Source organism: Gilvibacter sp. SZ-19, from assembly GCF_002163875.1.
Classification (GTDB): domain Bacteria; phylum Bacteroidota; class Bacteroidia; order Flavobacteriales; family Flavobacteriaceae; genus Gilvibacter.
The window spans coordinates 1,749,367-1,765,645 of sequence record NZ_CP019333.1; the positions used below are offsets into that span (position 1 = coordinate 1,749,367).

Annotated in this window: 16 protein-coding genes; 3 read left to right on the top strand and 13 right to left on the bottom strand. The window is 37.5% G+C overall.

All coding sequences use genetic code 11. From position 1 onward, the window contains the following. Window positions 1-5 precede the first annotated feature (5 nt). The 13 genes from BTO09_RS08110 to BTO09_RS08175 form a co-directional block, all read right to left on the bottom strand. Entirely contained in the window at window positions 6-1,067 is a 1,062-nt protein-coding gene (locus tag BTO09_RS08110) for a class I fructose-bisphosphate aldolase (protein ID WP_087524301.1), read from the bottom strand. 11 nt (window positions 1,068-1,078) lie between these two features. Then, window positions 1,079-2,092, bottom strand: a complete 1,014-nt coding sequence (locus BTO09_RS08115) for a type II glyceraldehyde-3-phosphate dehydrogenase (RefSeq protein WP_087525521.1) — start codon at window positions 2,090-2,092, stop codon at window positions 1,079-1,081. 16 nt (window positions 2,093-2,108) lie between these two features. After that, a complete protein-coding gene (locus BTO09_RS08120; protein ID WP_087524302.1) occupies window positions 2,109-3,464 on the bottom strand; it encodes an NAD(P)/FAD-dependent oxidoreductase in 1,356 nt (451 codons plus the stop codon). Window positions 3,465-3,486: 22 nt separating this feature from the next. Beyond that, a complete protein-coding gene (locus BTO09_RS08125; protein ID WP_085767729.1) occupies window positions 3,487-3,948 on the bottom strand; it encodes a universal stress protein in 462 nt (153 codons plus the stop codon). Between the two features lie 20 nt (window positions 3,949-3,968). After that, complete coding sequence (locus tag BTO09_RS08130; protein ID WP_232454928.1) at window positions 3,969-4,607, bottom strand: lycopene cyclase domain-containing protein; 639 nt, start codon at window positions 4,605-4,607, stop codon at window positions 3,969-3,971. Window positions 4,608-4,675: 68 nt separating this feature from the next. Further along, entirely contained in the window at window positions 4,676-4,951 is a 276-nt protein-coding gene (locus tag BTO09_RS08135; protein WP_085767731.1) for a DUF5676 family membrane protein, read from the bottom strand. Window positions 4,952-4,967: 16 nt separating this feature from the next. Further along, window positions 4,968-5,186 carry an SHOCT domain-containing protein gene (locus tag BTO09_RS08140; protein WP_085767732.1) on the bottom strand — a complete coding sequence of 73 codons (219 nt, stop codon included), beginning with the start codon at window positions 5,184-5,186 and terminating at the stop codon, window positions 4,968-4,970. 21 nt (window positions 5,187-5,207) lie between these two features. Next, window positions 5,208-5,423: a heavy-metal-associated domain-containing protein gene (locus BTO09_RS08145; protein ID WP_085767733.1), complete on the bottom strand. Its 216-nt coding sequence runs from the start codon at window positions 5,421-5,423 to the stop codon at window positions 5,208-5,210. A gap of 296 nt (window positions 5,424-5,719) precedes the next feature. Beyond that, on the bottom strand, window positions 5,720-6,181 hold the full coding sequence (locus tag BTO09_RS08155) for a hypothetical protein (protein WP_087524305.1): 462 nt from the start codon (window positions 6,179-6,181) through the stop codon (window positions 5,720-5,722). Between the two features lie 135 nt (window positions 6,182-6,316). Then, window positions 6,317-6,919, bottom strand: coding sequence for a WG repeat-containing protein (locus BTO09_RS08160; RefSeq protein ID WP_087524306.1), 603 nt, complete (start codon window positions 6,917-6,919; stop codon window positions 6,317-6,319). Between the two features lie 71 nt (window positions 6,920-6,990). Next, window positions 6,991-7,572 (bottom strand): AraC family transcriptional regulator, encoded by a 582-nt coding sequence (locus tag BTO09_RS08165; RefSeq protein WP_087524307.1) that lies wholly within the window; start codon window positions 7,570-7,572, stop codon window positions 6,991-6,993. Window positions 7,573-7,744: 172 nt separating this feature from the next. Beyond that, window positions 7,745-8,167 carry a hypothetical protein gene (locus BTO09_RS08170; protein ID WP_232454929.1) on the bottom strand — a complete coding sequence of 141 codons (423 nt, stop codon included), beginning with the start codon at window positions 8,165-8,167 and terminating at the stop codon, window positions 7,745-7,747. A gap of 163 nt (window positions 8,168-8,330) precedes the next feature. Beyond that, window positions 8,331-10,559 (bottom strand): TonB-dependent receptor domain-containing protein, encoded by a 2,229-nt coding sequence (locus BTO09_RS08175; RefSeq protein ID WP_087524309.1) that lies wholly within the window; start codon window positions 10,557-10,559, stop codon window positions 8,331-8,333. Window positions 10,560-10,835: 276 nt separating this feature from the next. Here BTO09_RS08175 and BTO09_RS08180 point away from each other — a divergent pair, with 276 nt between their 5' ends. The 3 genes from BTO09_RS08180 to BTO09_RS08190 all read left to right on the top strand — a co-directional run bounded on the left by BTO09_RS08180 (window position 10,836) and on the right by BTO09_RS08190 (window position 16,278). Beyond that, on the top strand, window positions 10,836-11,216 hold the full coding sequence (locus BTO09_RS08180; RefSeq protein ID WP_232454930.1) for a hypothetical protein: 381 nt from the start codon (window positions 10,836-10,838) through the stop codon (window positions 11,214-11,216). A 102-nt stretch (window positions 11,217-11,318) separates the two neighbouring features. After that, complete coding sequence (locus BTO09_RS08185; protein WP_087524311.1) at window positions 11,319-15,056, top strand: efflux RND transporter permease subunit; 3,738 nt, start codon at window positions 11,319-11,321, stop codon at window positions 15,054-15,056. Window positions 15,057-15,060: 4 nt separating this feature from the next. Further along, window positions 15,061-16,278, top strand: coding sequence for a TolC family protein (locus BTO09_RS08190; RefSeq protein WP_087524312.1), 1,218 nt, complete (start codon window positions 15,061-15,063; stop codon window positions 16,276-16,278). Window position 16,279: the final 1 nt, after the last annotated feature.

Here is a 16,279-nt window from a genome sequence, read left to right on the forward strand (position 1 = left end):
TCTTGTTATGCTATGCTAATTTTAGAATCCAAATAAACTTTCTGAACGGATTGTAATACTTCCACACCTTCGCCAAAGGGCTTTTGAAAGGCCTTTCTTCCCATAATCAACCCAGAACCACCAGCTCTTTTATTGATTACAGCTGTAGTTATTGCTTCCACTAAATCTGACTCCCCTTTAGAGCCACCTCCAGAATTTATCAGTCCTATTTTACCCATATAACAATTGGCTACTTGTAACCTACATAGGTCTATGGGATGGTCTGTCGTCAATGTATCATACATTTCATCATCATATTTACCAACCCCTATATTTTTGAATCCAAAATTGTTTGTAGGTAATTTTTGTTTGATGATATCTGCTTGAATGGTAACTCCCAAATGATTGGCCTGCCCGGTTAAATCGGCAGCAGCGTGATAATCGTCTTTTTCGGTTTTAAAAGCTTCGTTACGGGTGTAACACCATAAAATAGTGCCCATGCCTAAACTATGTGCTTCTTCAAAAGCTTCAGAAATTTCTTTGAGTTGCCTGTTACTTTCCTCTGATCCAAAGTATACAGTTGCACCTACGGCAACCGCTCCCATATTCCAAGCATCTTTTACCTTTCCAAATAAGGTTTGGTCATATTTATTGGGATAGGTAAGTAGTTCATTGTGGTTAATCTTAACGATAAAGGGAATTTTATGGGCATATTTACGAACATTCAATCCCAAAACACCAAAGGTGGAAGCCACTCCATTGCATCCTGCTTCTATTGCCAATTTGATGATATTCTCTGGGTCAAAATAATCTGGGTTTTTATAGAATGAGAAAGCAGCACTATGCTCAATGCCTTGGTCAACAGGCAGAATGCTCAGATAACCTGTGCCACCTAAATTTCCGTGGTTATATAATTGTGAAAGACTTCGCAGAACCTGCGGATTTCTGTTACTTTGAGCAAATACCTTGTCTAGGCTTGTCTTACTAGGTGTTTGCAATTCGTCCTTGGTTATTTTTTCACAGACGTGTTCTAAGTAGAAGTCTGCTTTTTCCCCCAATAGTTCGGTAATATTTATGTCTGTTTTCATTTTGTTAATATTTAATGAATTCCCAAGCTTTCGTTGGTTTTAGAAATGGACTTTGCTCCGTCTGTTTCAATTCCAGTTAATGCTCTAATGGCATCAATGGTTTCAGGGATAACAATAGCTTGGTTATCGACCACGTAAGCATAAAAAAGTTCATCACCTTGTACCTTTAACATATCTTCCCAGAGGGCAACCTCATACATATCGCCCCAAGGTCTTCCCATATCCAAAAACATTTCCTTAATAGTGTTGTTGGACACCAACCCTTGGTCATATCGAATTAGTTTAATTCGACTGGAAGTTTTTAGAGCGTTTAGAACTTCTTCCTTAGTTGCCTGCTTTTTTAACTTCACATTCCAATAATGCATATGACTGAGGGTTTCAGGAACTTTTACCGCAGCAGTAATTACATCCAATTCTGGGTCAACGCTTTTAGCATCAGGACCTTGATGGCTAGGGATATCTTTCTCTGGTACCATCGTATTCATTATGCCTCCTAAATGACTTTCCCAAGGGTCAGTAGCTCTTCTTAGAAGTGTCCCCCTGGCGTAATCCAATAAGTCAGCTCTTTTTAAGGCTGTCAAGGTTCGTAAAATGGAAGTGGTATTGCAGGAAACCACCCTTGTAGCATCTATATTTAACGCCGATTCATAATTATTTTCCGCACTAAAGGAATGCCCCGTGGTTTCGTGTTTTTCGCCACCGTGTAAAATAAATTTGATGTTTTGTTCTTTATAAATTGCGACATTTTGAGCCGCAATCTTTTTAGGGGTACAATCCACGACGAGGTCTGATTTCTTTAAAAGTTCCTTCATATTTCCTTTTACTGAAATGCCTTCGGATTTCATTTTGCCCTCTGCTTCTTGGGTTGCCGCGTAGATGTCATAACCCTTTCTTACGACGTTTTGAATACGCCAATCACTAATGATATCGCATACTCCTGAAAGCTTCATATCGTCTTGTAGATTGATGGCATCTGCCACTCTTTTTCCTATAACGCCATATCCTATTACTGCTATTTTTTTCATTTGAATTGTTTTTAAATTATTCTTCTGTTTCATTTACTAATGATTTCGGTTTAAAATTTCTAATAATCAGGCGGTTGCTCTTTTCGTAAGTGAAATAGCTTATCGCCCAATTAAAACCAACCATCAATCTATTTCTAAAACCACTTATGGACATGAGGTGTACTATTGACCAAAGTAGCCAAGCGAAATAACCACCAAACTTGAATTTGCCCAAATCTGCTACAGCCCTACGTTTACCTACGGTTGCCAAGGCTCCTTTGTCTTTGTATTTGAAAGGCTTTATAGGTCTGTTATGTATTATATTAAAAAGTGAATCACCTAAATATTTCCCTTGCTGTATGGCTGTTTGGGCAACTTGTGGATGCCCTTTAGGAATGTCTTGAGTAATTATTGCGGCAATGTCACCTATGGCAAAAATGTTTTCGTGACCTTCTACCTTCAGATAGGTGTCGGTTTTTATTCGGTTGCCTCTAACTACATGTTTATCTTCAATCCCTTTGGGAAATTGCCCTTTTACTCCCGCTGTCCAAATCAGGTTTTTTGCTAAAATGGTTTTTCCGCCTTTGGTGGAAACTATTGTGCCGTCATAATCGCTAACCACCTCGTTAAAAAGCACTTTTACATTGAGGCTTTTTAAATATTTTAATGTTTTTGAGGAAGCTTTGTCAGACATCGTAGCAAGTAATTCTCCACCTGCTTCCACCAAATAAATATTCATAATAGATGACGGGTATTCCGGATAATCCTTTGGTAGAATGTATTTGCAAAACTCCGCCAGTGCACCAGCCATTTCTACACCTGCGGGACCGCCACCCACAATCACAAAATTGGTTAGCGCATCACGTTCATAATCGTCACAGGTAATGGCCGCTTGTTCGAGATTCTGTAACATCATATGGCGAATATTCAGGGAATCACGAATATCCTTCATCCCTAAGCTGTTTTGGGCTATGGAATCCATTCCGAAAAAATTTGTGGTCGTACCAGTTGCAAGTACCAGATAGTCGTAGTGGACTTTTCCTTTGGTAGTTGTTAATGTATTTGATGAGGGTTGAATTTCCTCGACTTCCGCCAAGCGGAACACTACATTTTTATATCCCTTAAATTGTTTTCTAAATGGAAACACAATGCTGTCTGGCTCCAAAGCACTCGTTGCCACTTGATAGAATAAAGGTTGAAATTGATGGAAGTTGTTTTTATCGAACAATACAACTTGTACTTCTTTATGTTTCAATTTTTCTACCAATGCCAGACCAGCAAAACCACCACCAATGATAACTACGCGAGGTAGGTCAGAATCTGGAAGGCAGATATTATCCGTTACCTTGCAGGCAGATGACATTATTTTCTTATGTGTGTGGCTATCTTTCATTTGTTAGTTGTTCATATTTCATTCACCCTTTATCTTTATCTCTTGCAATAAGTACCGAGCACTTGGCGTGGGTGGCTAAATATTGGGAAACAGAGCCTAAAAGTAAGCGCGACAACGCACCTTGACCTTGAGAGCCCACTACAATTAAATCTGCTTTCCAATCCTCGGCTTTTTCGAGGATGGCACTTTTGGGTAGTCCGCTCACAACGATAGTAGTTATGTTAAGAGCTTTGTTTTTGCTCTTTAGAACATCGCTGGCTTCCGAAACAATTTTATTACCTATTGTTTTAGCGCCACTTATGAAATCTTCGTAGTAGTTGTTCAAGCTTCCACCTGTGGCCATTAATTCTGGGCCAATCATAGTGGGAAACTCATATACAGTTATGATGCAGATTTCAGCATATGATGGTAATATCATTTTATTGATTTCATCTACAGCAGCTTTGCTAAAGTCTGAACCGTCTACTGCCAATAGTATTTTCATAATTTGAATGTTTTAGTTGGTTAAAATTCCTTTCGGTTTTTAAGTTTTCTCCAATACAAGTGTTCATATAATCCAGACCAGTACATACCAAAGGTGAAGGCGAACAGTAGTTCTTCTATGGGTACACCCAAGAAAAGAATATGGGTCAGGTTGTCAAGATTCCAGTACAGCTCCACATATTGAGGATAAAACGGAAGGATACTTCCGAAATAAATGAAGTACAGTACTGTAAACAAGATTCCTCCGACCCAAATCTTCTTATTTAAATCTGGACGGCAATAGAGTGTTGCCAAACCACCTATGAACAAAGCGATAATCCCACAATAAATGTGGTTGAGCGATGTAAATAGGGCAAGTATAAAAAAGACCAGCGCAGGCACAAAAAGTATATAAATATGTAGCTTATGTCGTTGGTGTCCACGCTCGCTCTGTGGTATTTCAACGAGGCTTCGCTTAAAAGTAAGGTTATAGAGTACCGTGCCAATCCCGCCAATAGCAAAAGAAAAGATAAGGCTTTCTATATCAAAACCTGTTTTTATAGCCAAATTGAACAGCGAAGGTGGAAACCAATATTCTGGAACAAACAAAGGTTCAGTTAAACCAAAAGGCATTGTTATAAGGCTCATTTTGAGCATCTCTTTTCTTGATTCTTTTCTCAATAGATAGATGATTGCCCAAAGCGCAAGAATTATAAGTGACCATATGAACCAGACGTATTGCATAAACCTTACTGTTTTTTTATTTGAGCGTTATAAAAAGCAGCGATACAGGCACCGATTAGCCATCCCAAAATAAATGTTTGTACTATTCCTAATCCTGCTTCCCATAAGGGTACATCCATCCTAATAATGCTCGTGGTGTCTAAACCGTGCAATAGGCTGTTGAAAAAATCTATAGTGGCTTCTCGGCCTGCTGTTGCCATTACAATCATACAGCCCAAGTAAATTAACGCTCCGGTAAGCCCGAATGCGAATCCTAATTTCTTTACGTTTAATCGATACATAATTTTTAGTTTTAATTTAGTTGTCCGAGTTTATAATCTTTTTAGATTCTTCGAATTCTTCCTTGGATATTTCACCTTTTGCAAAGCGGTTTTTGAGAATATCGAGCGGGCTGTCCTTCTTAGTTTTTTGATAGGGAATATCTGTTGGGATAAAGAATATCCAAGCAATAAATATTATCCATATAATCCACCATATTAGGTGCATACCTCCAAAATGTCCGTCGTATAAATGCATAATTTTTGGTTTTAGTTGTTATTAATTTATTTCTGTAATTGTGTATCCGTTAAGTTTGCTGAGTTGCTTTTGTAATTCAGTAATTGAAAGTTTTTCTGTCATCGTGATAAACGTTGCGCCTTTTGGCGCCAGAAAAATTTCTGCCTTTTCGATATTGGGATGTTCTTCCAAAGTCTTCTTGACCCTTGCTACACATCCACCACAACTGATTCCGTTTATTTGAAATTTTTGCTTCATTGTGTTTTATTTATTAGTGATCTTGATGTCTTTTGTGTTCTTCTTTTGTGTTCTGTTCAGATTGATTGTTATTGCCATCCCGATGCTTACGATTATTGGATCTTCCGTGCCGATGTGAACCGTGGGGCATAAACAAATGGATACCGAACATAACGAGGATGAAAATGAACAGAGAAGAACTGCTTCCTATACCAAACGATGGTGCTAAAAAAATAAATAGCAACGGTAGTCCACATCCGATGACCATCCATATCCAGTGACTGTTTTTCATTGTGCTTTGCTTTATGGGTTAGAAATTAGTGATGTTCAGAATGATTGTTTTCTGTTTCATTGTTCATATACATCATATCCATTCCCTTATCTTTCATCATCATAGAACAGGATTCCATACAATCTTCACTCATCATTCCTTTTTCGTGCATCATTTTCATCATATTTCCCATCATTTTTCCATCGTCCATCATTCTGTTCATCATTGAATGCATCATTGTGCTATCCTTCATCATCATTTGCATACCCTGTCCATTCATCATAGAACCCATCATTTTTTTGTTGCCTTGCATCATTTTCATTGTTGCTGGATTTCCGTGCATACTTTTCATAAACTCGGCCATATATGCATCGTTCTCAACAATGCTATTAAAAACCTCTGTGCGCGTCTTAGGATTTTCCAGTAGTGCTTGCGTGTCTGTTTCTTGTTTGCAGCTGGTTAAGCTGAAAAGGCCAATTGCCAGTAAACCAATAAATAGTGTTCTCATTTTCTTTGTTATTTAATTAGACATAAATTTATTTTTAAACCCATTCCCAATAGCTAATTGGGTTATAGAGAGGGAATGGGTTATCAGCTATTAATCGGGCTGAATTTTTAAGTTTTTGTTTTAGTATAATATTTACTAATCGATTTTTTTGATTTGCCATTTAGAGTTGTTTCCTTTTACGGCGACCAAATTGGCCGAAATAAATTTTGATGTTATGGTTGGGGAACCACTATTTTTTATGTTCTGTGGCGAAACGTGTAAGGCCAGTTGTGTTAAGTGGTCAATCGTCGTTCCGGTTTTATCTATAACCACTTCAAAGTAATGATAGCTTACCACGTCCTTTTTGAAAATATCATTATAGCCAATGGTCTCTTTGTGTACCTTTAGTGCTATTGCCTTTTTGTTATTAAAATTGGTGGCGTTAAGAAATTGAGGTGCAATAACAGTTCCCCCTTCTTTATTTATATATCCATAATAGAGCACCCCATCCTTATGATGGGCAATCAAGCATCTATCGTCTTCAAAGATTGGGTAATTGGCGTTGTCTGTTTTGGTTACCACCAAATCATTTCGAAAATCAATGATTAATTTTCCTTCTTGGTCAATAAAACCCCATTCGTTCCCTTTTTTAATGGCGGCAACGCCATCGTTAAAAGGCGAGATGTAGTCTAAATTTTCTAAAGTTTGAGCTATTCCCAGATAAGGGATGAGCAGTAATGCGATGACAAATTTTTTCATTTTTGGTTTGATTTAATTTGTTAAAATTAAAGACTGTTGCAGACCTTTATCTGCATAACTTTCGTTGATATCTACATAATTTCATCATAGAAATTCCGTTTCCAATTTCCTGTGTTCTTGTAATCTGTCATACTCATTCCCACCACTTCCTTAAACTGTCTGGATAAATGATTTACGCTGCTGTAGTCCAATAGGTAACCTATGTCAGAGAAGGAATGTTGTTTAAGTTGGATAAGTTCTTTAACCTTCTCTATCTTCAATTTGATGAAATACTTTTCAATGGTTGATTTTTCAATGGTTGAAAATAGTTTGCTCAGTGTCTTATAGTCACGATGCAATGCTGAGGCCAAGAGTTCTGAGGTCTTCACTTTCATATCCAATGGTAGTTCAACAAGTTGCTCGATTAGTAGAATTTTGATTCTTTCAACCAGCATCTCTTCTTCATTTTCTACAATTTTGAAACTATTTGTGTGAAGCACCCTTGTTACGTTGTCCGTTATAGCAGCTTCATTTAGGTTAGGTGCTTCTACCAATAACCTTCCTAGCTCTAATGAGAGTACAGTAATATCTAATTCTTGTAGTTCTTGTTTTATAACTTTAAGGCATCTGCTACAAACCATATTTTTAACCCAAAATTCTTTTGGTTGTGTCATAATGAATTAAGTATTGCTATTGGGCTTTTGCTCAATACCTTATCCCGTAATTGTTTACAGGGTTTGCATAAATAATTGTTGTTGGAAATTGGATGCAACAGGGTATAGCCAATGGCTATGTTTGGCTATAATTAATTGCGCAGTAAAAGGGCTTTTACCGCGATGTAGAAAATCAAATTAAGTAAATCTCGTATAGAGTATGGATGTCCTTGGACAACAAGGGCGGCCTGTAGGCCTCGAAAGGAACTATATTTTTATCTAGCCCTTCAAAAAGGTTAATGTAGGTGTAAATAAATGTTTTTACGAATACTAATTGGTCAGCTTCTAAAACCGTAGTTGATTTTTTGAAGGTGTCATTAGCTTCTTTTAGGATAGTCTGATTGTCGCAACAATCCTTTTCTTGCAATGATGTACATTTTTTAAAAGGATTATTTTCCTTTTGAACCTTGTCCTTGCAAGCTTCAGCCTTACTGAAGAATGCCATATCCACTAACTTATTACAGCAAAAATGCATATTTACTGTAAAGGAAGAGGTTGATAGCAATATAAATGCTGCCAAGAAGAAAGACAATATTTTTGTAAAAAATGTTTTCACCTGGTAAGGTTAAGAAATTTTGTTTAACATTTAAGTAAAATAAGTTTTGCTTTCAATACGCTCATTATTAATATTTTATGAATGTTATGCAAAATTCCATTCATACAAATATAAATCTAAAGATTAAACAGAATAATGACTTTTGTCAGTTTTCCACTTTTTGTTAGAATTCATAAGCGACACCAAAATTTACACCAAACGGATGACCTGGTCGTAAACCTGCAGGTACTCGTGATACTGCGTAAGTGCTGTTAAACAAATTGATTATGTTAGCGGATAGCGTAAAATTATTATCAAGAAAATAGCGTCCAGATAGGTCCACTATAAAATTAGAATCTACCTTAAAATTTTCGGGAATGGGTCCAGAGCCTGCCCTAGTCCTAAAAGCACTTGTGTATCTCGAGTTCAAGTTAACGTCAAACCTTGGGTGCTGAAATCCCAAAGAGGCGTTCAATTGATTTTTTGCAATATAGGGTATCTCATCCCCCATAGTTACTACACCGTAAATATCCTCATTACTATCAAAACTTGTAAGAAACTCGGTATTAGTATAGGTGTATGAAAATGAGATTGGTAACTTGAATTTTTCAGATTTATTACGCAGCAGATTGTACTTAACCAAAAATTCAACACCACTTACTCTAACTTCGCCAGCATTAAATTGGTCAAGGCTTCCGGTTCCACCTGTAGCTGCCAAATCACTTCCAAGTAAGTTTTTATAATCATTATAAAAACCAATGAGTTCTCCTTGGACTCCATATAAATTAAATCGGGAACCCAATTCATAATTAATACTTTCTTCAGGATTTTGTCCTGGGGTATTACTTGGCGGTGAAAAACCTTTATGCACCCCTCCAAATAAAGAAACGTTATTATTGAATCTATAATTGGCACCTATTCCGGGTATCCATACATCAACTGAGTTTTCCCGAACAGATAAATCTTGTCCAGTTCTCAAAGGGTCGTCAGTGCCATAATCTGTTCGGGTCAACGTAATGTTTTCGTAACGTAAGCCTGGGGTCAAGGTCAAATTTTCAATTTTTACCGTGTACAGTAAATGTGCTGCCAGTGCTTTGGCACTGCTTATACGGTTGGCGTCAGTTCCTTTTTCAGCCACTGTGGTTTGTATTAATTCTTGGTTTTGAAATGCGTACCTGTCCACCCACTGAAATCTATCCTCGTCATCTTCGTGGTAGCGTAGACCCACTTCTAGGGTTTGTATCCAATCAGAACCCCATCGTAATTTGGCAATGGATTGAACACCATTTGAGGTGTATGTTCTGTTATTTGCCTTTATGCCCATAACATCGTCTTGGGTGTTTTCGTTTCCTAAAATGGTTTGGTATTCTAAGGGATAATCCTGTGGTGAGGACAGGATGTTACCAATGCTCACCCTTTCGCCTAAATTTACATCGTCCAATTTGTACCAATTGCGCTTGAATTTATTTAAGTAGCCGGTAGTACTTATATTTAACGAAGGGGATATTTGTATAAAATGGGTAAGTTGGTATTGTTGATGTTCGGCGTTCATTACATCTTCGGACGACGCCCTGTATCTTCTATAAGGGTTTTCTTCAAAATCTTCATCGGTCAATCCCAAGTAAGTTTCGTTTGCCTCTTCTTCAGAATATTGGATTTTAAATGTTAGTGACTGATACAATTTTGCATCTAAATTTGAGTTGACCCTAAACTTCGCCAAATAATCAGATTTATCAAATCCTGTATTGCCACCGCCATCTAAATCCTTAAAACCGTCTGAGCTGTAATTGAAATAATCCGTTACAAATCCAAAGTTTTGATAGCTATCACCAATGACTAATTGCGTGTTTCTTGAGCCATAATTCCCTGCGGCAATGGAAGCTCGTCCAGAAAATTCGTCAGGAATTCGGGAAGAAATCATATTAATGGCACCGCCCGTGGTGTTGGGTCCATATTGAATTTGACTGCTTCCTTTCAAGATTTCGACGGCCTGCATACGCCCAATAGTTGGGAAATAATAGGCGGCAGGTGCGCTGTAGGGTGCTGGGGCAATGAGAACGCCATCTTCCATCAAATTTATTTTTGCACTACGCTCAGGCGATGTACCTCGTAAACTTATATTTGGTCGTAGTCCAAAACCATCCTCTTCATAAATATTAATCCCTGGAACGGTTTGTAAAACCCTATTGATATTTGTGTATGAAAACTTTTTTAAATCTTCTTCAGAGATATAGCTCGCTGAGCCCGTTTTGTTTTTAACCTCAAATTTACTGCCCAGTATCGTATTGGCCGTCACAATTACTTCATTTAAGCGTTCTGTCTTTTGTTGGATGGTGTCCTTTTTTTGAGGGTCTGTCTGAGCCAACATTGTGGCTGATTGCAAAACAAATAATAGAAAAATTAGAGTTCTCATTTGCAGTAAATTATTTAGAATGATTTTAAATAGAGGGCAAATGTAGCACACTGTTTTTAAAACACCAATGTTATTTAGAATTAATCTAAATATTTTTTATTTAACTTAATTCATTACAATCAAAATGTAAGATTGTGAAATTGGAAACACTAAATATTTCGTATTCAAATCTCGTCTTTGTTCTAAAAATTTTGTTAAACAAAATTAAAATGTTAAAATTTTTGTAGCTTTGCAGAACAAATGAAGAAGGTATTTTATAAAATAGTATCCTTTTGTATGGCACTTTTAGTGTTCCTATCCACGTTGTCTTTCACAATTGAAAGCCATTATTGTGGGGATGCTCTAGTGGATACCTCCGTGTTTGGTTTTGTTGAATCCTGTGGTATGGAAGCTAAGCAGAAACCGGCTTCTTCAGAATGTAGTTTGACTAAAAAAGATTGCTGTAGTAATGAGCAATTAGTTGTAGATGGTCAAGATAATTTAAAGCTTTCCTTCGATAAGTTAAATAAAGAGCAACAGATATTAGTTGCTATATTCATTTACTCATATATAAATCTGTTTACAGAACAGGAAACAGATAATACTTCTTTTAGAGATTATTCTCCGCCCCCATTGGTCAGGGATGTTCAAGTTTTAGACCAGACTTTCCTTATTTGATTTTTAAGTAATTAGTACTGTAGTCCAACATTAAATTGTATGGACTAAACTGCTTGTTTTTGTTTTTGATAACAAAATTTTAATTACTTAAAACTCTTTTTTATGCTAAATAAAAGCATCAAATTTTTAATAGAAAATAAGTTAGTAGCGGTTTTGCTACTAGCGCTTTTCATTGGTTGGGGTATTGTTAATGCGCCTTTTGAATGGGAAACCGGCTTCTTGCCAAGAGACCCAGTAGCGGTAGATGCTATTCCAGATATAGGAGAAAACCAACAAATAGTATTTACTAAATGGGATGGTCGCTCTCCTCAAGATATTGAAGATCAAATTACCTACCCGCTTACAACTTCCCTTCTTGGAATTCCAGGAGTAAAAACGATACGTAGCAATTCTATGTTCGGATTTTCAAGTATCTATATCATTTTCGAAGAAGAGATAGAATTCTACTGGAGCCGTAGTCGTATTCTCGAAAAGCTGAATTCGCTTCCTGCAGGTTTACTTCCTGATGGTGTAAATCCTGCTTTAGGTCCTGATGCAACGGGGCTTGGTCAAATCTATTGGTATACCCTTGAAGGACGTGACGAAGATGGTAATGTGACTGGTGGATGGGACCTTCAGGAATTGAGAAGCATTCAGGATTTTTATGTTAAATATGCTTTGTCATCAGCGAGTGGTGTTTCAGAGGTATCTTCTATTGGAGGGTATGTATTGGAGTATCAAGTTGATGTGAACCCAGAACTGATGAAACAATACAATATTGGTCTGAATCAAGTCGTCAAAGCGGTCAAACAGAGTAATAGAGATATTGGTGCCCAAACATTGGAGATAAATCAGGCGGAATATCTGATTCGGGGTTTGGGTTATATCGAATCCTTAGCAGATCTAGAAAATGCAGTAGTCACCTCCGAAGATTATACCTCAATCCGTATTAAGGATATAGCTAGAGTAACCCACGGACCTGCAACCAGAAGAGGGCTTTTGGATAAAGAAGGAGCAGAAGTTGTTGGAGGTGTAGTAGTAGCACGTTATGGCGCCAACCCAATGGAAGTCATCAATAATGTAAAAGAAAAAATAAATGAATTAAGTGCTGGGTTACCTACCAAAACATTAAGTGATGGGCGAACCTCTCAGGTAACTATAGTTCCTTTTTATGATAGAACTGAGTTGATACAAGAAACATTAGGAACACTTAATGAAGCACTAACGCTAGAAATCCTCATTACCGTTTTTGTAATTATCATAATGGTGTTTAACCTAAGGGCTTCGGCCTTAATCTCAGGGTTATTACCAGTTGCTGTTTTGATGGTTTTTATATCGATGAAGATGTTTGGTGTAGATGCCAATATTGTAGCCTTATCTGGTATTGCAATTGCCATAGGAACGATGGTAGATGTGGGAGTTATTCTATCGGAAAATGTAATTAGGCATATAGATGAAAATGATGAAGGCTTGTCTATGAATGAAGTAGTGTATAAAGCCACGGCAGAAGTTTCTGGAGCCATCCTAACTGCTGTGATGACGACTATTATCAGTTTCATTCCTGTATTTACAATGATAGGGGCAGAAGGAAAGTTATTCCGTCCATTGGCGTTTACCAAAACTATGGCCTTGGCGGCATCATTAATTGTTGCACTATTCCTGATTCCTCCCTTTGCCGCATTTATTTTCAAGAAGCGGAACCTAAAAACTACGTTTAGCTATGTGCTTAATAGTGTACTGGCTATTTTAGGCTTGATTGCCATTGTGTATGGCCATCTTCTCGGATTAATTCTTATAGCATTTGCGGTAACAGGAGTACTTCTATTAAAAGGAAAAATTTCTTCTGAAAAAGGAAATATTATCAACATCTTTATTTCTGCCTTTGCCATTGTTTTTCTTCTAGCTGAATATTGGAGACCACTGGGCGTTGATAAAAGTATCTTTTGGAATCTCATATTTGTAGGGCTTATTTGCTTTGGGTTATTAGGAGTATTCACCTTATTCAGAAAGCAGTATGTTCGGATACTAAACTGGGCACTTCGTAATAAACTCTTGTTTCTCTCTATACCAACTGCAATCGTTGTTTTCGGGGTTATGATAATGCGTAATACCGGCAAGGAGTTTATGCCATCACTTAACGAGGGATCCTTTCTTTTAATGCCGACCTCAATGCCTCACGCAGGGGTAGAAGAAAACAAGCGAGTTTTACAACAGTTGGATATGGCTGTTGCTAGTATTCCTGAGATTGAAACCGTAGTAGGTAAATCCGGACGTACAGAATCTGCTTTGGATCCTGCACCACTGTCTATGTATGAAAATGTTATTCTTTATAAGCCAGAATATATTTTAGATGAAGATAGAGAGCGACAAAAATTTAAAGTTAATGATGATGGCCTGTTTATGCTCAAAGATGGTTCTCTGGTCATTAACCCTAACGATGATATTAATGACCATTCTAAACATCAAAGCCAAATAAAAAAGGAATTTTATCAGGTTAATTCTAAATTGTTGATTCCAGATGAAGATGGAGAATATTTTAGAAATTGGAGACCAGATATTGAATCACCAGATGATATCTGGAAGGAAATCGTAAAGGTTACAAAACTTCCAGGAGTTACATCAGCACCAAAACTACAGCCCATTGAAACTCGCCTGGTAATGCTTCAAACCGGAATGAGAGCGCCAATGGGAATCAAAGTAAAAGGTCAAGACCTTAAAGAGATTGAAGCGTTTGGAATACAGCTTGAAGATATACTTAAACAGGCAGATGGTGTTAAAGATGAAGCAGTATTTGCTGATAGAATCGTGGGTAAACCATATTTATTGATTGATATAGACAGGGAAAGACTCGCCCGCTATGGAATATCTATAGAACAGGTACAGCAAGTACTGCAGGTATCTGTTGGAGGTATGGTACTTTCTCAAACGGTTGAAGGAAGAGAGCGATACGGAGTTCGGGTGCGTTACCCAAGAGAACTTAGGGCAAATCCAAATGATTTGAAGAATATCTATGTTCCGGTCGAAAAAGGAAAACCTGTTCCTCTTAGCGAATTAGTTACTATCAGGTATGAAAAAGGGCCACAGGTTATCAAAAGTGAAGATACCTTTTTGGTAGGCTACGTGCTTTTCGACAAGTTAGATGGTTATGCCGAAGTTGATGTTGTTGAAAATGCACAAGCCTTAATTCAAGAAAAAATTGATAGTGGCGAACTCATCGTTCCTAAAGGTATTAACTACCTGTTCACAGGTACTTATGAGAATCAGTTGCGGGCTGAAAAGACGTTGGGCGTTGTAGTGCCTTTAGCCTTGGTCATCATATTCCTGATTTTGTATTTCCAATTCCGCTCTGTAGCAACATCACTGATGGTATTTACTGGAATCGCCGTGGCTTTTGCAGGAGGATTTCTGATGATTTGGTTTTATGGACAGGACTGGTTCTTGAACTTTAGCTTCTTTGGTGAGAATCTACGTGACCTTTTCCAAATGCATACCATTAACCTGAGTGTTGCCGTATGGGTCGGGTTTATAGCCTTGTTTGGTATTGCAACTGACGATGGTGTGGTAATGGCTACCTATTTGACCCAAACTTTTGATAGAAACAAGCCAAAAACACTAGAATCCGTTAGGGCCTCAGTGGTAGAAGCTGGGCAAAAACGTATTCGTCCTTGTTTGATGACTACGGCTACTACAATTCTGGCATTGTTACCAGTACTTACTTCCACTGGTCGTGGTAGTGATATTATGATACCGATGGCTATACCAAGTTTTGGCGGAATGTTAATAGCATTAATTACACTGTTTGTAGTACCTGTACTGTACAGTTGGAAGGAAGAATTTCTAGTAAAAAGAATTAAAGAATAAGTAGATGAAAAAAGTAATCTTTTTAATATTAGGATTGTTAGTTGTAGGTGTTACCAAAGCACAGCAATTAGAGACTTATATTCTAGAAGCCGAAAAGAACAATCCAGAAATTCAGGCTTTTGAGCTCAAGTACAACATTGCTTCTGAAAAGGTGAATGAGGTAAACTTTCTTCCAAACACCGAAGTGAGTGCCGGCTACTTTGTAAGCGAACCTGAAACCAGAACTGGAGCACAAGAGGTACGATTATCGGTAAAACAAATGTTACCCTGGTTTGGTACCATAACAGCAAGAGAAAACTACGCAGGCTCTCTTGCCGATGCACAATATGAAGATTTAGTTATAGCTAAACGAAGGCTGGCATTATCAGTTTCCCAATCCTATTACAAGTTATACGCAATAAGGGCAAAACAACGCGTTTTAGATGAGAATATTGAGCTTTTGGAAACCTATGAACGGTTGGCTTTAACATCTGTAGAAGTAGGTAATGCATCTGCGGTAGATGTGCTTCGTTTGCAAATAAGGCAAAACGAGTTGGAACAACGCAAAGAAGTACTGGAACAGGATTATCTGGCGGAACAATCACTCTTCAATAATCTGTTGAACAGAGATGAGACTATTGCTGTGGAGGTCTTTGATACCCTTTCATTACCAGAGCAAGACCCAATTTTGGAAAGAGGTAAATTGGAATTACATCCGGAGCTCATCAAATATGATAAGCTATATGAATCCGTCGATAAATCCGAGATTTTAAATCAAAAAGAATCAGCACCGAACCTCGGTTTTGGATTGGACTATGTAACCGTTGCCGAAAGGCCCAATATGGATTTCAGTGATAATGGTAAGGATATAGTAATGCCAATGGTATCCTTATCCATACCCATCTTTAATAATAAATATAAATCAAGAACCCGGCAGAATAAATTAAAGCAACAGGAAATCACTGCACAGAAAGATGAGCGCAGAAATAGGTTGGAAACCTTACTTGAACAGGCAGTAAATAACCGTGTTTCATCTAGGATTAGTTTCAATACACAAACAAAGAATATAAAGAAAGCTAATGATGGTGAAGAAATTTTAATCAAAAGTTATGAAACCGGAACTATCGATTTTAACGATGTGCTGGATATACAAGAGTTGCAATTGAAGTTTCAAATCAATCAGATTGAATCTATCAAAAACTATTATATCCAATCCACAATAATCAATTATTTAAGCAATTAAT